Source organism: Shinella sp. NM-101, assembly GCF_021401195.1.
In the GTDB taxonomy this organism is placed as follows: Bacteria; Pseudomonadota; Alphaproteobacteria; order Rhizobiales; family Rhizobiaceae; genus Shinella.
Genome location: NZ_JACBFT010000033.1, coordinates 1 through 17,691 on the forward strand (window position 1 = coordinate 1; position 17,691 = coordinate 17,691).

At 60.7% G+C, this 17,691-nt stretch carries 16 protein-coding genes and 1 pseudogene; 11 read left to right on the top strand and 6 right to left on the bottom strand.

The window, feature by feature from the left end:
- Nucleotides 1-253: 253 nt before the first annotated feature.
- Nucleotides 254-745: pseudogene (locus L0976_RS27845) on the top strand (IS3 family transposase); the annotation flags it as partial.
- 71 nt (nucleotides 746-816) lie between these two features.
- The gene (locus L0976_RS27850; RefSeq protein WP_234190551.1) at nucleotides 817-1,047 is read left to right on the top strand and encodes a hypothetical protein; all 231 of its coding nucleotides are present in this window, start codon (nucleotides 817-819) and stop codon (nucleotides 1,045-1,047) included.
- Between the two features lie 31 nt (nucleotides 1,048-1,078).
- Here the strand turns inward: L0976_RS27850 and cueR are convergent, their stop codons facing one another.
- Both cueR and L0976_RS27860 read right to left on the bottom strand, forming a co-directional pair.
- On the bottom strand, nucleotides 1,079-1,528 hold the full coding sequence (gene cueR, locus L0976_RS27855) for a Cu(I)-responsive transcriptional regulator (protein WP_080843336.1): 450 nt from the start codon (nucleotides 1,526-1,528) through the stop codon (nucleotides 1,079-1,081).
- 54 nt (nucleotides 1,529-1,582) lie between these two features.
- Entirely contained in the window at nucleotides 1,583-4,087 is a 2,505-nt protein-coding gene (locus L0976_RS27860; protein ID WP_112828961.1) for a heavy metal translocating P-type ATPase, read from the bottom strand.
- Nucleotides 4,088-4,248: 161 nt separating this feature from the next.
- Here L0976_RS27860 and L0976_RS27865 point away from each other — a divergent pair, with 161 nt between their 5' ends.
- Both L0976_RS27865 and L0976_RS27870 read left to right on the top strand, forming a co-directional pair.
- Entirely contained in the window at nucleotides 4,249-4,443 is a 195-nt protein-coding gene (locus L0976_RS27865; RefSeq protein ID WP_080843334.1) for a heavy-metal-associated domain-containing protein, read from the top strand.
- Between the two features lie 88 nt (nucleotides 4,444-4,531).
- Nucleotides 4,532-4,864, top strand: a complete 333-nt coding sequence (locus L0976_RS27870; RefSeq protein ID WP_370643883.1) for a DUF305 domain-containing protein — start codon at nucleotides 4,532-4,534, stop codon at nucleotides 4,862-4,864.
- Nucleotides 4,865-4,934: 70 nt separating this feature from the next.
- On the opposite strand, the gene L0976_RS27875 is transcribed toward L0976_RS27870, so the two are convergent.
- Both L0976_RS27875 and L0976_RS27880 read right to left on the bottom strand, forming a co-directional pair.
- Nucleotides 4,935-5,867, bottom strand: coding sequence for a LysR family transcriptional regulator (locus L0976_RS27875; RefSeq protein ID WP_234190553.1), 933 nt, complete (start codon nucleotides 5,865-5,867; stop codon nucleotides 4,935-4,937).
- 243 nt (nucleotides 5,868-6,110) lie between these two features.
- A complete protein-coding gene (locus L0976_RS27880; protein WP_234190555.1) occupies nucleotides 6,111-6,365 on the bottom strand; it encodes a DUF2933 domain-containing protein in 255 nt (84 codons plus the stop codon).
- A gap of 949 nt (nucleotides 6,366-7,314) precedes the next feature.
- Here L0976_RS27880 and L0976_RS27885 point away from each other — a divergent pair.
- Both L0976_RS27885 and L0976_RS27890 read left to right on the top strand, forming a co-directional pair.
- Nucleotides 7,315-7,656: a hypothetical protein gene (locus tag L0976_RS27885; protein ID WP_112828955.1), complete on the top strand. Its 342-nt coding sequence runs from the start codon at nucleotides 7,315-7,317 to the stop codon at nucleotides 7,654-7,656.
- Between the two features lie 184 nt (nucleotides 7,657-7,840).
- Complete coding sequence (locus tag L0976_RS27890; protein WP_234190557.1) at nucleotides 7,841-8,773, top strand: Crp/Fnr family transcriptional regulator; 933 nt, start codon at nucleotides 7,841-7,843, stop codon at nucleotides 8,771-8,773.
- Nucleotides 8,774-8,968: 195 nt separating this feature from the next.
- Here the strand turns inward: L0976_RS27890 and L0976_RS27895 are convergent, their stop codons facing one another.
- Both L0976_RS27895 and L0976_RS27900 read right to left on the bottom strand, forming a co-directional pair.
- The gene (locus L0976_RS27895) at nucleotides 8,969-10,003 is read right to left on the bottom strand and encodes a 2Fe-2S iron-sulfur cluster-binding protein (protein ID WP_370643884.1); all 1,035 of its coding nucleotides are present in this window, start codon (nucleotides 10,001-10,003) and stop codon (nucleotides 8,969-8,971) included.
- A gap of 11 nt (nucleotides 10,004-10,014) precedes the next feature.
- Nucleotides 10,015-10,281: a glutaredoxin family protein gene (locus L0976_RS27900; protein ID WP_080843328.1), complete on the bottom strand. Its 267-nt coding sequence runs from the start codon at nucleotides 10,279-10,281 to the stop codon at nucleotides 10,015-10,017.
- 143 nt (nucleotides 10,282-10,424) lie between these two features.
- Here L0976_RS27900 and L0976_RS27905 point away from each other — a divergent pair, with 143 nt between their 5' ends.
- From L0976_RS27905 to L0976_RS27925, 5 genes are all read left to right on the top strand, one after another.
- Nucleotides 10,425-10,634 (top strand): heavy-metal-associated domain-containing protein, encoded by a 210-nt coding sequence (locus tag L0976_RS27905; protein WP_080843327.1) that lies wholly within the window; start codon nucleotides 10,425-10,427, stop codon nucleotides 10,632-10,634.
- A gap of 232 nt (nucleotides 10,635-10,866) precedes the next feature.
- A complete protein-coding gene (locus tag L0976_RS27910) occupies nucleotides 10,867-12,975 on the top strand; it encodes a heavy metal translocating P-type ATPase (protein ID WP_142174940.1) in 2,109 nt (702 codons plus the stop codon).
- A gap of 5 nt (nucleotides 12,976-12,980) precedes the next feature.
- A complete protein-coding gene (locus L0976_RS27915) occupies nucleotides 12,981-14,003 on the top strand; it encodes a ribose-phosphate pyrophosphokinase (protein WP_115672701.1) in 1,023 nt (340 codons plus the stop codon).
- Between the two features lie 51 nt (nucleotides 14,004-14,054).
- Nucleotides 14,055-16,424 (top strand): xylulose 5-phosphate 3-epimerase, encoded by a 2,370-nt coding sequence (locus tag L0976_RS27920; protein WP_080843325.1) that lies wholly within the window; start codon nucleotides 14,055-14,057, stop codon nucleotides 16,422-16,424.
- 7 nt (nucleotides 16,425-16,431) lie between these two features.
- A partial coding sequence (locus L0976_RS27925) for an MBL fold metallo-hydrolase (protein WP_370643885.1) occupies nucleotides 16,432-17,691 on the top strand: 1,260 nt, incomplete at its 3' end.

Below are 17,691 nucleotides of genomic sequence, written 5' to 3' on the forward strand. Positions count from 1 at the left end.
GCTCGTGTTTGGTCGCAATGAACGCGGTGCCCCTGTTGGAAAAGCGCTAAAACGGCTTGTCTCAAGCCCCAAAGCGCAATTCCGTTGGCGCAACCCGGAAGAAAACCCATACATCTTCCGGTCGAAAACCGCAGTACCGTCACGTCGCATTACCATGACGTTGCTATGGCCATGGGCCAAGCTTGAACAGAGAGCCGTATGCGCTGAAAGGTGCACGTACGGTTCGGGGAGGAGAAGCGCATCTGCGCTTCTTACTCCACTCAGCACCTGGTCGGGCTTCGTCTACGTGGCCTTCGTCATCGACGCCTATGCGCGCCGTATCGTCGGCTGGCGGGTGAGCAGGACCGCCCACGCGAGCTTTGTGCTCGACGCTCTCGAACAGGCCCTGCACGAACGCCGGCCCGTTCATCGCGGCGGTCTGGTTCATCATTCCGACCGCGGATCGCAATATGTCAGCATCCGCTACACCGAGCGCCTCGCCGAAGCCGGCATCGAACCGTCTGTGGGCAGTGTCGGCGACAGCTACGACAACGCGCTGGCCGAGACGATCAACGGCCTCTACAAGGCCGAGGTCATCCATCGGCGCGGACCATGGCGAAGCTTCGAGGCCGTCGAGTTCGCCACGCTGACCTGGGTCGACTGGTTCAACAATCGCCGGCTGCTGGAGCCTATCGGCAACATCCCGCCGGCCGAAGCTGAGGAACGCTACTACGCCATGCTGGAAGAACCCGCCATGGCGGCATAACTTAAACCAGAAGGCCTCCGGCAAACCCGGGGCGGTTCAGCCTCACCGCTATCAACACGATCAAGGAACTGATGGCTGACCTCCATAGGCCGTTCGGCAACCTATATGAAGTCGCGCTATGGGAGGACATGCTGCGCACCGAGCGGGATGAGCTCTTCTACGCCTACATGGTGGACAATCAAGCGATCGTTATTCCTGATACGATCGACGCCATTCGCGCATTGTCTGGCCTGACACAGAATGCCGAGTTTTCCATTGCACGGACCAACACCGCCCTCGGCGTCAGGCAACGGTTCTATTAACCCGCAAGCGAGTGCCGCCCAAAAGCGGCACTCATTCGGAAATGCCAGCGACTGCGCCTTTGCGCGGTCTAATCGACACATCCTCGTCCTCCTCATCGGTCTCCAGGCGCATAAGAATTGGACAGTGAGGGCGATGGTCGCCACGGCAGGCGTTAACCAACATCTTCAGTGTTTGTGCCATTTCCTGCAGGGCTTGGATCTTTCTCTCAAGTTCCGCGATATGACCCTCGGCCAACCGCTTGACCTCCGCACTCTGGCGCGACTCGTCCCGCCACAGTTCCAGAAGTCCGTTGATCTCAGCGACGGAGAAGCCAAGGTCGCGTGCGCGACGGATGAAACGCAGCATATGCACGTCTGTATCTGAGTAGTCCCGATAGCCGGACCCTGTACGATCTGCCCGTGGTATCAAGCCGGTCTGCTCGTAGTAGCGGATCATCTTGGCCGAAACGCCGGATGCTCTGGATGCTTGTCCAATGTTCATGAGCGATTTCCCTTCGTAGTGGACACCGTCCTTGGCAGGCGGCGTCACCCTTTATTAATGAGCAGCCCGAAAGCGACGAAGCCGCAGGGCATTGCCCAGCACGAACACACTCGACAAGGCCATCGCGCCCGCCGCGAACACGGGCGAGAGAAGGATACCGAATCCGGGGAAAAGCGCGCCCGCCGCCACAGGGATGAGCGCCGTATTGTAAGCGAATGCCCAGAATAGGTTCTGTCGAATGTTGCCGATTGTCGCCTTCGACAACGCTATCGCGTTGGGCACGCCTTGCAGGCTGCCTGACATCAGTACGACGTCGGCGGCTTCGATTGCTATGTCCGTGCCCGTCCCAATGGCGAGACCTACATCCGCCTCCGCCAAGGCCGGGGCGTCGTTGATTCCGTCGCCGACGAAGGCCACCTTGCCATATTGTTCCTTGAGACGGCGAACCGCATCAACCTTGCCGTCCGGCAACACCTCCGCCGCCACGTCATCGATCCCGAGTTGAGCGGCGATGGCCTTGGCGGTGCGCATGTTGTCCCCGGTGATCATCGCAACCTTCAGGCCAAGACCGTGCAACGCCTTGATTGCGGCGGGCGTGGTCTCCTTGATCGGGTCGGCCACTGCGATGATCGCCGCGATCTTTCCCTCTATCGCAGCATAGAGCGGCGACTTACCCTCGTTACCGAGACGTTCGGCCGTCTCGCTAAACTGCGCAACGTCATGACCGAGCTCGACCATGTATCGATCAGCGCCGATTTCGACGCGCCGACCCTCGACCAAAGCTTTCACACCGAAGCCTGTTACCGATTCAAAGTCAGACACCGCCGGCATCCGAACGCCTTCCGCAGCGGCCGCATCCACGATCGCCCGCGCGATTGGATGTTCCGATTTCGCCTCGACAGCAGCCACCGTACCCAGAACCTCGGGTCGGTCGAAGCCTGCGGCAAGTTCCAGATCGGTCAAGGCCGGCTTTCCTTCGGTTAGCGTACCCGTCTTGTCCACGGCGACCACACTGGCGTCTTTCAGCAACTGGAGCGCCTCGCCTTTGCGAAAGAGGACCCCCAGCTCCGCACCGCGGCCTGTGCCGACCATAATGGACGTCGGCGTAGCCAGACCCATGGCGCAGGGGCAGGCGATGATCAGGACGGCGACAGCGTTGACCAGCGCGAAGGTGAGGGCGGGCGACGGCCCGAAATACAGCCAGGAAGCAAAAGTGAACGCCGCTACCACAAAGACCGCTGGCACAAACCACATGGTTACCTTGTCGACCAGCGCCTGGATGGGAAGTTTGGAACCCTGTGCCTCCTCCACCATACGGATGATCTGCGACAGAACCGTATCCCCGCCGACCGCCGTCGCCCGGAAAGCGAAGGCGCCCTTCTGGTTGACAGTGCCGCCCACGACCACGCTACCGATCGCCTTCGAGACCGGAACAGGTTCTCCGGTAATCATCGACTCATCGACATAGCTATCACCTTCGACCACTTCACCATCGACGGGAATGCGTTCGCCGGGGCGAACCTCAACGATGTCGTCGGAAGTCACCGAACCGATCGGCAAGTCGACCGTCTTGCCATCCCTGCGAACCCGCGCAGTCTTTGCCTGAAGGCCGACCAGCCGCTTGATCGCCTCGGACGTGCGCCCTTTGGCACGGGCTTCCAGCAAGCGGCCAAGCAGGATGAGAGTGACTATGACTGCCGCAGCTTCGAAATAAACGTTGATCGTTCCAGGCGGGAGGAAGCCCGGTGCGAAGGTTGCAACCAAGGAGTAGCCGTAGGCAGCAAGCGAACCGACCGCCACCAGTGAATTCATGTCGGGCGCCATCCGCCAGAGGGCTGGAATTCCCTTGTCATAGAAGCGAATGCCCGGAACGAAGAGCACGAGGGTCGTCAGCACGAACTGGATGTACCAGCTCCACTGCATGCCGATTGTCGATTCGATCAATGCATGACCGCCTGGGATGACATGGGATCCCATTTCCATGAGAAAGACTGGAGCTGTAAGCACCGCAGCCATCGTGAAATCACGGGCCAGTTCGCGCCGCTCCGCTTCCTTTCTCTCCGCTTGCTCGGCATTTGCATCCTCGTGGTCAGGGCCGGCATTTGCGCGCACTACCTCGGCTTCGTAGCCAGCATCTGCGATGGCGGCGATCAACTCAGCCGTGTTGGCGCCGCCGCGCACCGTGGCCCGTTCCGTGGCCAGATTGACCACTGCCTCGGTAACCCCTGAAACAGCCTTCAAGGCGCGCTCGACCCGCCCGACACACGACGCGCATGTCATGCCTTGGATCGACAGCTCTACGAGGCCGGTCGGCCCTGCGGCTTGGGACGGTACCGAATAGCCGACCTTCTCGATCGCCTCGATCAGAATTGCCTTGTCAACATATGATCTGGTGGTGACATTCGCGCGTTCCGTAGCCAGATTGACCGATGCGGCCTCGACACCGGGAACAGCCTTCAGGGCTCGTTCGACTCGGCCAACGCACGACGCGCAGGTCATGCCCTCTATCGGCAGCGATATAGCTTCAGACATCTCATTGGTGCGGACGGGGGCATTCATCGCCTCTTCCTTTCTTATTCGAAGAATCAAATTCTGGAGGAGGATCAGGCTTCCAACGATAGGAAGGTCAATAGAATAAATCCTTGCATGTGACCCTTGACCTTACCATCGTTGGAAGGCCCATCTTGTTCAGCATGAGAGCCGAACAAAGGAGATTTCTCATGCTGCTCAAGATCGAAAACATGACCTGCGGCGGCTGCGCCAAGTCGGTGACAAAGGCGATCCAGTCCGTCGACCCGAACGCTACGGTCAAGCCGGACCCCGCCGCTCGCACGGTCAAGGTCGAGACGGCGGCGACCATCGCCGATATCGAACGCGTTCTGGAAGAAGCCGGCTATCCTGCGGCCGCGACCTGATGAGGATGAAACGATGAACAGGCTAACCCCGATTTTCATAGGTGGCGCAATCGCCATCAGCGTGGGCCTGGCACTTGCTCAAACCCAGATGGATAACAATGGCGCTATGCAGGGACACAATATGCCCGGCATGAACATGCAGGGCATGGACATGTCCGCCGCGGACGAACTCTCGACCAAGGCTTACATGGCCGTCATGGAAAGCATGCAGAAGAACATGGTGATGGACTATTCAGGCGATGCCGATGTTGACTTCATGCGCGGCATGATTCCCCATCATCAGGGCGCTATCGACATGGCAAAGGTCGTTCTCGAGTACGGTCGCGACCCTGAGGTCCGCAAGCTCGCAGAAGACGTGATCAAAGCCCAGGAAGGCGAGATCGCGATGATGAAGAAATGGCTCGCCGATCGTGGCAAGTAACGCCTGTCGGGCGGCTTCTTGAGCCGCCCGACCAATCCCTGCATCTTACACAGGCTCGGGAGAGGGCGCGCTATTCCGCGTTTGACCCTGTCGAGCCCGGAGACCACGACGTTGCCATAGAACGCGCCATGCTAAGCAACCTTCGGAAGGCCGGGTTGTCATTACGTGGAGACCATACGCCGCTAAATGGCAAGATTTCCCCGAGAATTGCCCGATAGCACACGCCGGGGAACTGAGCCGCAGTCATCGCCTCGCTAACGACCGTCAATCCGCGGCCCAGAGCCACGAGTGGGAGCAGGTTCTCTCGTCCGACAAAATGGACGGTAATCTCGGGGTGCTGCCCCAGACCAGCCAAGCGCTGAACCAGGTAGTCATGAATTTCTCGGCCGGGCGCCACGTCATTCACGATGAAAGTTTCATCAACGAGGTCGGTCCAATCTACCTCGTCGCGCGCGGCTAACGAGTGATCCTCCGGTAGAACCGCAAAGACGCGCTCAGACCAAAAGTACGAGGTGTCGCAATCAGACCAGAGGCGGGTTCCGGTAAGGAAGGCGACGTCAAGAGAAAACTGGCGAATCGCCGCCACATGCTCTGAAGGATTGCCATCGATGAGTTCAACCTGAACCCTCGGATGCGCGCGATGATATGCACGCAATAGTTCTGCGAGAAACCCCGAGGCAATCGATGAGAATATTCCGATCCTCACGAAGCCGCTTTCAGAACGCTCTATGGCAGCAATATCTTCGGCTCCGTCGTCAACGTTTCTGAGAATTTGTCTTGCCCGTCCAAGGAACCGTTGCCCTGCATGGGTCAGCGAGATCCCCCAGGTGTGCCGGTGAAACAGCGAGGCGCCGAATTGATCCTCAAGGTCAGCAATACATCGACTGACCGCTGATTGCGATAGCCCGATGGCCGCCCCAGCTTTGCGGAAGCTGCCATGCTCGGCCACGACCACAAAGGTGTTAAGGTGACGCAGCTCTATTGCAGGTGGTCGCCTAGCCATGTCAGCAGCCTCCTACGAGGCGCGAGGCCGTTTAATTCAGGAGATGCCAAATCCAACGGCTCGCGCCACTGTTCGGGTCCAAGCTGTCTGATACCCGCGTCGATCACCGTCGCCCCTCGTTCGCTCGTATCCCTGCAACGACGAGTCGCGCAGCGAGTAAAGGGTTTCGGATCTGGCATGTCGCGATTCGAAGTGCCGTTGGTCATGCTGCGCTCTCGCTATCTGAAGCTGATTCATTGGAGGTCAGCGGCTATCTTGGTCGGCACGCCTTTCGTGATGATTATGTCCATGTGCGCCATGCTTCCGATGCATGAAGATATGGAGTACCGGAGAAGCCAGAATGAGAAGCCAAGGCAACCAGCCCAGAGTGTGAGCACGATGCTCCGTGATGAGGTAAAAGGCGGCGATTGCGAGAAAGCCATAGAAGGCGACGCTGCTCGCTGTAAGCTTGGATCGTTGAGCGTTACCGCCCGTTTGCCTATCAGAGTTCTGGTCCATATTGCTCCTCCAGTATCGCGCGTGGCCTCGGCAGGTGCATGTGTGCCGCGACACCGCCTGTAAGCCGACCGCGAGGCAACTGCTGTTGAGATAGCAATGGCCGTCTGGGGGAGTCTTTAATCTCGATTAAGGTGTCGGGAACGACGAGGCTACCCTGCGCGGTTCGCCAAAAGGCCAACCTGGACGGATCCGGTTCGACTTCTCGCACATCAATGTGGAGGGCTTCGGTGGCCAGAGGAGCTACGCCATCACTGCTTTGATCGGGAACGGACACGCCGCTCCCCGTCGACACAATTCGGCGCGCTATTGAGGAGAGCTTGGCAGATCCCTTGTGGCCCATGGACTAGGCATGTGGCAGCGCCTCGAATCCGCAAACCAGATCGTCGACCGGACACGAGCAGGAACCGATCCTCACATCTACTCCGCATAGCACGAGCCGATCGCGGTCCGCGTCTGCGATGAAGCCGCACACGAGTCTAGTTGCGCTGCTGATCGCGATCATCGCGCATGTCGCCTCACTGGTGCGGCCGGCATTCGGCATATAGTCGCGGCAGCGAGTGACCGGATCGACCAGCAGGATTCCGTCGCATTTTGCGAAGAATGGGCTCAGCATCGTCCGTCGTCGAGTGCGAGCGACGAGAACCGCAACCCAGGTCTTCCGATCTGCCCGCAACAGCGCCATCGATGACATGCGTGACCCGCTGGAACAAGTTTCTGGATGTGACGAAATCATCACCTTGCGCGCCGCACTTTAACCTCGATCAAGCACATAGACCCTCGTCCCGGCGGATTGGTCGCGTTCCCGACACGAATTGACACCCTGCCGCGAACCTCCGCCCTGGACCTTGATCTGAATCAATTTGAGGTGGCTGTACATATAGTATGTGTTCCGGATCGGGGTATTCGCTCTATGTTGAAAGGGCGAGCCGTTCGATTGCGGAATCGAGGAATGCTCAGGTATTTGGCAGCACTGATGGTCTGCATGCTCGTTCTGGCGATCCAGGCCGGGCCAGCCATGGCGCATAACGGTGATTTCACGCCGTCCGGCACCGAAATCCGGCTTGCGAACGCCGAGTTCAGGGCCTCTGCAGCGGCCCAGGAAGACTGCCCGACCGACGCCAGTTGCTGCAAAGCCATCTGCGCTCCGTGCTTTGCACCGCTATGCACTTACCAAGGCGGACTCACCATCATCGGTTCCTGGACCACCAAATCATTTGCGCCAAGGCAAACCTGCCTGCGGTCGTTCATTCTTGGCCGCGACCCTCCCGTACCCCGAAATCAAATCCTCTAGGCGGCGTTCCGCGGCTAAAACCCTGTCGCCAGATTGGATCAACACTCTGGTTCCTGGAGATTTGTCGTGTTCGCGCCCACCTGATCCCCGGCGCAAAGCTGCGTCGGCGCACAGGTCCTCACGTCAGGATTGATTGCCTGTTCGGATAGCCACCGAGACGGGCTCCGCGCCCCGGAGGTGCAACATGAACTTGGATCGCTCTTTTTTCTCCCCCGAGCCCGCCCGATCATTTCAAAGCGCCAATTTGGCCATGATCAACGGCGCTTGGAGCAGCTTGCTGCCAAACAACCCCCCAGCAGACGGCGCTTCAAACGCCGAAAATGCCATTGTTCCTCAATCATCGAAGGCTTTGACGCTCTCAAGTCACGGCACCCATACGTCTGCTTCGCTTGGCGCCGTGTCTCCTCCGATCGATGCAAACCGCCTCATTCGGGGGTTCAGGACCGGCGACCGAAAATTCGACGCAGGCAACGAAATCCTCGGTATTGGGTCCACTACCGGTTCTTTGTTCAACCTTCTTGACGGTTGGATAGCGGTATATTCCTTGCTTCCCGATGGCCGGCGACAGATCGTGCATTTCGCATTGCCAGGCGCAGTGCTGGGGGTGCTCTCGTCCGGTCACATGCCCTCAAACGTCGGCGCGCAGGCCCTGACGGACGTAGTCGTTTCCGTCGTTCCGATGTCCGTTCTGAAATCGCGCCTGCGGGAAGACCCGGAAACCGGCTTGAGACTCGCGCAATCTGTAGCGCGCGAACGCGATCTTGCCTTCGATCACCTGACGAGTATCGGGCGTCGCTCGGCACGCGAGCGCGTCGCCCATCTCCTGCTGGAGCTGTTCACGCGATATCGGGCGCAATGGCCCGGCAACCGCATCGAAGAGATGGCGCTTCCCCTAACTCAAGAACAGATCGGCGATGCGACGGGCCTGACATTCGTTCATGTCAACCGTGTCCTCAGTTCCCTGCGGAAGGAGGGAATCGTTCAATTTCAATACCGGCGTCTTCGAATCCTCAATCCGGATAAGTTGATCGAGGTCGCGGGAGTGGATGTGGAGATCGCGAAGGCGTGGCTCGATCAAAACTCTTCGCGATCAGATGATCGAAGGCGGACCACATAGGCCGGTCCGCCATGCGACAGCCGGATGCGCGTTATCGCGGTGACCAATCCCGACCGACAGGTGAATACTGGAGCAAGGGCCGATGGTCCGGCATTGGTTACCGCCTGAAGGCGGGCGTCTTCCGCTCGATCTCATGCGCACAAGCCGCCGGTCCGCCGGAAATCGTCTGTAGCGATCCCGAACGCCGGTCGTTCTTCACCCTGCCGCAGCGCTTGCGAGCGGCTCATCGGGCGTGAAGAATACGTCGGCGTGCATATCCTCGACGCGGAGCCTCCGGTTGGTGGCAACCACCATGACGGCCTCCACCATCGGTGGCGGCCCGGCGATATATGCCTTCCAGCCGTCGAGATCTGGCAGATCCTTTGCGACCACAGCATCGACATAACCGGCTCGCAAAGCCGTGCCCGACGCCTGGTCGGACAGAACAGGGGTAAATGCCAGATTTCCGTGGATGGACGCGAGACCCTCAAAGTGGTCGACGAGATACAGATCGTTTTCCGTCCGCACCCCGAAATAGACGTGAATGGGTTGTCTCATCCCCCGTGCCAGCGCGGTTTCAACGATCGACTTGATCGGGGCGAGGCCCGATCCGCCCGCCACACAGAGAATTGGGCCGGCATGCTTCTCGCGCAGAAAGGACGAGCCGAAAGGCCCCTCGACCATGACCGGGTCCCCGAGATCGAGCACTGGATGAATGAGGTTAGAGGCCACGCCATCCGGCACGCGACGAATGTGAAATTCCAGCTCGTCGGCGCCCGGCGGGTTCGCCATCGAATAATCTCGTGTCGGCGTGGCCGGAAATGTCACGCGCGCGAACTGGCCGGCCGTAAAGGAGGCAGGCCGACCGTCTTTCGGGCGAACCCGGACAATTTTGATATCGTGGGTGACATCCTCAATGCCAACAACGCTACACTGGAGGCGTCGACGTGGATGGTCGGCCAGCTCGTCCGCACCACCCAGCCATGTAACGGTGGCGTCGGTTTTGGGGATTGCCCGGCAGGCGAGTATCAGCCCCTCAGCTTTCTCCTCGACGGAGAGCGCGAAACGCGAATGCTCCCGAAGGTCGACCTCGCCGGAGTTGAGGCGGGATTTACATGACCCGCAGCGTCCGGATCGGCAGCCGTGCGGATAGGCGATGCCGCTTGCAAGCGCGGCCTCGAGTATCGTCTGGCCTAGCGCGACTTCGATGCTGGCTCCAGCCTGCGGCAGGTCCACTCGTTTGCTGTTCATGACCATATCACTCATGCGGGCGTCGACAAGTCGAGGGCGGCCATGAGTCCGGGCTTCTGGCTCGCAAACGTCCCGTAGAAGATCTGCGACCCGACGATGGTTATCGGTGCGACCCGCACCCCGGTTCGCGCTTTCGCTTCCTCCATCACTGATGGATCGGTCAGATCGCGCTCCTGGAACGTGATGTCTTGTTCTTTGAGCCAGGTCTTGAGCGCCCGGCAGTCCGGGCAAGTGGGTGTCGTATAGATGATGACGCTGTTTGTGCTGGAATGCTTCATCTGTCGTCTCCTTTCGATTTGACAGTTCTTCATCCAGCTTGCGGTTTCCAACGATGGCAGGGTCAAGAAGATTTATTAAGGGTTGACCTTACCATCGTTGGAAGCCCCAATCTCCTTGGACGCGAACAACAGAGGAGGTCCCTATGCTTCGCTTCCAGGTCCCGAACATGACATGCGGCGGCTGCGCAAAATCAGTGACCAAGGCGCTTTTGAGCGTCGACGGGATGGCCCGGATCGAGACTGATCCTGACAAACGCGAGGTCCTGATCGAGACGAGCGCCGACAGGGCAGCCCTTGTCGCCGTTCTCGAAGAAGCAGGTTACCCGGCAGACACTCCTGAATCATCGGGGTGAGAGGCGTTTCGCCACAGCGCCCTGTTTCCGAACAAGCGGGAAGAACGGTCGGCGGCGCGGCCCCATCGCCTCAGCCGAGCCGCAAGAACTTAATCTGGATCAAAGATTCGGAACGTCGGACCGAAGACCTTTGCACCGAAGATTCTGCCCTGCCGAGAACTGGCCAGTGTCACGGAACAAGAATGGCCTGCATTCCGAGTTATCGCCAATGGCCAGTGAAGGACAACATCGAATGAGCTCATCGCATAGCCAACACGGCAACCACCACGCACATCATCGGACGGCTGCCAACGGTCCGCACCACGACCACGCGGCCGCAAGCATCGTCTCGGCAGCCGGCTCAACCCATGCCGAACATACCGGGCACGGCGGACACGATCATGCGGAGATGGTCGCCGACTTTCGCCGCCGCTTCTGGGTTTCGCTCATTCTCACGCCGCCCGTCCTGCTTCTGTCTCCGATGATCCGCCATTGGCTCGGCCTGACCGAGCTATTGTCGTTTCCGGGCGACGGTCTCGTGCTCTTCGTCCTCTCGACCATCGCCTACGTCTATGGCGGCTGGCCGTTCCTGACCGGCTTCACCTCGGAGCTGCGCAAGGGCCAGCCCGGCATGATGACGCTGATCGCGCTCGCGATCTCGGCCGCCTATTTCTTCTCGGCGGCGGTCACCTTCGGGTTCCCCGGCGAAGCCTTCTATTGGGAATTGGTGACGCTCATCGCCATCATGCTGCTCGGCCACTGGGTGGAGATGCGTTCCGTCATGGGGGCTTCCCGCGCGCTGGAGGAACTGGTGCGCCTGCTTCCAGACAGCGCGACGCGGATCGATGCGGACGGCTCGACGCATGAAGTAGCGATCTCCGCCCTCCAGCCCGGCGACCGCGTCATCGTCCGGCCGGGCGCGAAGGTGCCGGTCGATGGCGAGATCATCGAGGGATCGTCCGCCTTCAACGAGGCGATGCTGACAGGCGAATCGCGGCCTGTTTCCAAGACCGTCGGCGCGCCAGCCATCGGCGGGGCGATCAACGGCGCCAATGCCGTGACGATCAAGGTGACGGCGACGGGGGACGCGACCTATCTGTCTCAGGTCATCGACCTCGTAAAGAAGGCGCAGGCGACCCGTTCCAAGACCCAGGACCTCGCCAACCGGGCAGCCGCCTGGCTCACCTATATCGCCCTCGTCGTCGGCTTCGGGACGCTTTTCGTCTGGTGGATCGTTCTCGGATCGCCCCTGGAGTTCGCCCTGGAGCGCATGGTGACGGTCATGGTCGTGGCCTGCCCGCATGCACTCGGCCTCGCCGTGCCCCTGGTGGTGGCCGTCAGCACATCGCTGAGCGCGAGCAACGGTCTGTTGATCCGCGACCGGGCCGCTTTCGAGCGCGCGCGCAATCTTGATGCAACGGTTTTCGACAAGACAGGGACGCTGACGGAAGGACGTTTCGGCGTCAGCGATATTGTCCTTCTGTCCGCTGGCGACGAAAGCCAGGAATTGGCGTTCGCCGCCGCAGCGGAGAGTCAGTCGGAACACCCAATTGCACATGGCATCGTCGCTGAAGCCAAGAAGCGCGGCATCGCGATCCCCAAGGCCACCGAGGTCAGCAATATCACCGGCGAAGGCATTACCGCCAAGGTTGACGGCGAGGAGCTTCGGATCGTCAGCCCCGGCCATCTCGCTCGGCAAGGCAGCCCGATCGATCATCCGAAGCTCAAGGAGCTGGAAGCAGACGGCAAGACGGTGGTTGTACTTGTCCGCGATGGCGCGCCGCGCGCGCTCTTCGCGCTTGCCGACATCGTGCGTAGCGAATCGAGAGAAGCCATCGCCGAACTGAATCGCCTTGGCATAAAGTCGGTGATGCTGACGGGCGATGCGACGGGCGTTGCGGAATCGGTATCCAGGGAACTCGGCATCTCCGAATATTTCGCCGAGGTGCTTCCCGATCAGAAGTCGGACAAGATCAAGGAATTGCAATCGCGTGGCCTTTCGGTGGCGATGGTGGGCGATGGCGTCAACGATGCGCCAGCTCTTGTCCAGGCCGATCTCGGCGTCGCCATCGGCGCTGGTACGGATGTCGCCGTGGAATCCGCCGATGTGGTCCTCGTCAAAAGCGATCCGCGCGATGTGGCGGCCATTCTCGGTCTCTCGCGCGCGACCTACCGTAAGATGGTCCAGAATCTGATCTGGGCGACTGCCTACAATACCGTGGCGATCCCCATGGCCGCCGGCATCACCTTCGGGACCGGCTTCCTGATGACGCCGGCCGTAGCTGCGGTCTTCATGTCGGCCAGCACCATCATCGTCGCCATCAACGCGCAGTTCCTGCGCCGCTACCGCAGGAACGGATGACCCACATGGATACGACGAACCACGCTTCGAGCCATGTGATCCTTCCCCTTCCGGGAAACGACGCCTTTGCCCAGCGCCTCGCCAGCGAGGGCGGTTGGCCGCTCGGCAACCTCGAAACCCGGAATTTCCCCGACGGCGAAAGCTATCTCCGCATCCTGTGCGACGTGACCGACAAAGCGGTCATTTTGGTCAGCACCCTGTCTCACCCCGATGAAGGCTTTCTGCGGCTGGTCTTCGCCGCCGACGCCGTACGATCACTGGGCGCCAGAGAGGTAACGCTGATCGCGCCGTACCTCGCCTATATGCGGCAAGATCGGCGCTTTCGACCGGGCGAGGCGGTCACGTCCCGCACATTCGCAAGACTCGTATCGGCAACCTTCGATCGCCTGATTACCGTCGACCCGCACTTGCATCGCCATCCAACACTTTCGGCGATCTATTCCATTCCGACAGCGACGCTTCATGCGGCCCCGCTCCTTGCCGACTGGATAGGGTCGGAGGTCAAGGCCTCACTGCTTATCGGCCCTGATGAGGAAAGCGAGCAGTGGGTCTCGGCCATCGCGAAGCGCATCGATGCGCCACATGCGGTCCTGAGGAAAGTCCGACACGGCGATCGCGACGTCGAAATCGAACTTCCCGATCTCTCCGCCTGGCACGATCGTCAGCCTGTACTCGTGGATGACATCGCCTCATCAGGCCATACTCTTATCGAAGCGGCGAGGAAGTTGCGACTGCAAGGTCTGGCTCCGCCTGACGTCGCTGTCGTGCATGGCATCTTCGCGGGCGATTCGTATCAACAGCTTGCCCCGCTCTGCGGTCGCATCGTTTCGACCGACTCCGTTGTCCACGCCAGCAACCGTATTGAGCTTGCGCCGCTTATTGCCGCGCATCTCCGGACGGACACGGCGGCAGGGTCGGATCAGATCCGCCACCGCCGTCCTCCGGAGCCGCTCGATGCGGTGGAGCGCGCGGGCATCGACTCATTCCCCGCCAGCGATCCACCGCCATGGTTGGGGGGACATCGGTAGCGCTGTCGATAGATCGCACTCAACAAGCAGTCAAAAAAGGATCCCGAAAGCATGGCCGCAGCGACTCCCGAACTCTTCAAGGCATGGCGCGACGGCTATGGCCAGATCCGACATAGCGACGAAACCATCGAGCGCATTCAAACGCTGGCCATGTCGGGACGGATCGAACCTGATCGGCTCTACCGACTGCTCGCAGCGGCCGACCGCCTGACCTCGGCTGCCATGTGGACCATCGTCCACATGACCTATGCGAGGCGTGTCGATTTGTCCGGCGCTCCTCTGCCAGCCGACGCCTTCAAAACCGTTCCGGAGGGCCATACCGGCGGTTCGCTCAACATGGCCCCGGCTTTCGTCGGCTATCTGGTTGCCAACGCGATTTCGGCAACAACCCGATCGTGGCTTATGGGTCAGGGGCATTGCGTGGCGGCGATCGATGCAGTCAACGCGCTGACAGGCGACGTTTCGCAAGCTCAGCTCGGGCGCTATGATCGCAGCGAGAAAGGGCTGTCTCAACTCGCAGCCGATTTCTACTCCTACGCTATCGACGCGAGCGGCCGGCCGGGCGTGCCGATCGGCAGCCACGCCGGCCCAACCACCGCCGGTGCGATCTCGGAGGGCGGCTATCTCGGGTTCTCGGAAGTGCAGTACGTCCATGCGCCACTGACAGGCGAAAGCCTCGTCGCCTTTCTCAGCGATGGCGCGTTTGAGGAACAGCGCGGATCGGACTGGACGCCGCGCTGGTGGCGCTCGGAGGATTCCGGCTTCGTTGTTCCAGTGATGATCATGAACGGCCGCCGTATCGAGGAACGCGTCCAGATCGCGCAGCAAGGCGGGGCAGATTGGTTTGCCGATCATCTCAGCCTCAACGGATTCGCGCCGATGAGGATCGATGGCCGGGACCCCGCCGCCTTCGCTTGGGCCATCCTCTCAGCGGAAGAGCAGCTCACGCGCTTCGCGACCGATCCCAGCCGCCGCTATCCCGCACCCATTCCCTATGTCATCGCCGAGACTGTCAAAGGATTCGGCTTCCCCGGAGCGGGCACAAATGCCGCGCACAATCTTCCTCTGACGGGCAACCCGTCGCGAGACGAAGCGGCGCGTCAAGCCTTCAACGACGCTGCAAGGGCTCTATTCGTGCCGCCGGGCGACATTGATGACGCCGTGTCCGAGATTGCCATTCATGAGAGGCAGGGCCGCGTTCCCGAAAGCAAGCATCCTCTGGCATCCCGTAATCCCGCAGCGCCGCACCTGCCCGAACCTGACTGGTCCCAGGAAGGTTACCCCTCCGACTGCGCCATGCATGCAATAGATCGCTGGTTTGTCCGGGTCGTCGATGCCAATCCCGGCCTTCGTCCGCGGGTCGGCAATCCCGATGAACTCCGCTCGAACCATATGGGCGCAACGCTCGACAGGCTTCGCCACCGCGTAAACCAGTCGGAGCCTGGCGTTGCCGATGCCGTCGACGGCGCGGTTATCACGGCCCTGAATGAGGAAGCCGTGGCCGGTGCGGCGCTCGCCAACAAGGGCGGCATCAATCTGATCGTCAGTTACGAAGCCTTCGCGATGAAGATGCTAGGCGGCCTGCGCCAGGAGATCATCTTCTCCCGCCACCAACGGGAAGCGGGCAAAACGCCGGGCTGGATCTCCGTGCCGCTCGTCGTCACATCGCACACCTGGGAGAACGCAAAGAACGAACAGTCACACCAGGATCCGACGATTGGCGAGGCCCTGTTGGGCGAGATGTCGGATACGTCCCGCGTGCTGTTTCCCGTCGATGCGAACAGCGCTGCCGCGGCGCTGCGGTCGGTCTATCGCGGGCGCGGCCAAGTAGCTTGCCTTATCGTGTCCAAGCGCGACATGCCTCACCGTCTCGACGCCGAGGCGGCCGAGCGCTTCGTCAACATAGGTGCGGCTCATATCGACGGCGACCCGGATGGAGCGGCACTCCAGCTCGTCACGATCGGCGCCTATCAACTCGAAGAAGCTCTCAAGGCCGCCCACCGGCTGAAAGCGCATGGTCGACGGGTCGTCGTCACGGCGATTTCGGAGCCTGGACGCTTTCGGGCGCCGCGCGATCCGCTCGAGGCCGAATTCACAGCGCGCGATGACCAGCTTGCAAGCCTTTTCCCACCCGATCTGCCCCGCCTTATCGTCACTCACACCCGCCCAGAACCGATGGTCGGCCTGCTTCGACGGCTAGACGGCGGCCCGAAACGGACCGCGGCGCATGGATATATCAGTCGTGGCGGCACGCTGGATGTTTCCGGCATGCTTTTCGCCAACCGCTGCTCATGGGCGCACCTTGTCGACGCATCCGCACGGCTCTCGGACTGGTCGCGCGATGAACTGCTCACCCTGGCCGAACGCAACGCAATCGATGGATGTGGCGCTCCTGCCGATCTGTCCAAAGCACAAGATTGAGGGCAACATGCTGACACTAACTTCGCTTGGCGGTGCGGGAACCGTCACCGGCTCGAAACATCTCATCACCAATGGCGACAAGCGCATCCTGATCGATTGCGGCCTGTTCCAGGGCCTGAAGAACCTGCGCGAACTCAACTGGGCAGCACTTCCGGTTACGCCATCGAGCATCGACGCCGTCGTCCTGACGCATGCCCACCTCGACCATTCCGGCTATTTGCCCAAGCTCGTTCGAGATGGCTTCCGCGGCCGAATCTACTCTACCGAGGCGACGCGCGACGTTGCCGAGCTGATCCTGAAGGACAGCGGCCACCTCCAGGAAAAGGATGCCGAATACGCCAATCGAAAGGGCTTTTCGAAGCACAAGCCTGCGCTTGCGCTCTACGGCATCCGCGACGCCGAGCACTCCCTCGAATTCTTCTCGCCCGAACCTTTCGACAAGCCCATTCACCTTCCAGGCAATGCGACACTGACCTTCCGCCATGCCGGGCATATCTTGGGCGCGGCTATCGCGGAAATCGAATGGGCAGGGCGTCGAGTCGCTTTCTCGGGCGATCTCGGCCGCTACGATGACCCCGTTCTTCCCGACCCCACGGCTGTCGAAAACGCCGACTACGTCGTAATCGAGTCGACCTACGGAAATCGCATCCACGATCAGGTCGATCCCACAGAGGCTTTGGGAAGCGTCATTGAGCGCACGACCGCCAGGGGCGGAACCGTTGTGATCCCCGCCTTCGCGGTTGGGCGAGCCCAATCACTTCTCTACCATCTCTGGAAGCTGAGAATGAATGGCCGTCTCGGAAAGATTCCCATCTATCTCGACAGCCCCATGGCGATCGACGCAACGGATTTGCTGCATGCGCATCGTTCCGATCACCGGCTGAGCCCGCAGGAATGCAATGCGATTTGCTCGATCGCCACCTACACGCGCGACGTTGAGGGTTCCAAGGCGATCACCGCAAGCGCCTACCCGAAGATCGTTATTTCGGCGAGCGGCATGGCCACCGGTGGACGGGTCCTGCACCATCTCAAGGCGTTTGCCCCCGACAGCCGCAACACCATTCTCTTCTCGGGTTTTCAGGCAGCCGGAACGCGGGGCCGCGCTATGATGCAGGGCTCCCGCGAGATCAAAATCCATGGCCAGTGGATCCCGGTTCGGGCAGAGGTCGCGGACCTGTCCATGCTGTCGGCGCACGCCGACGCAAACGAGCTGATGCGCTGGCTGTCCGGCTTCCGTCGGCCGCCGTCCCGCGTGTTCATCGTGCAT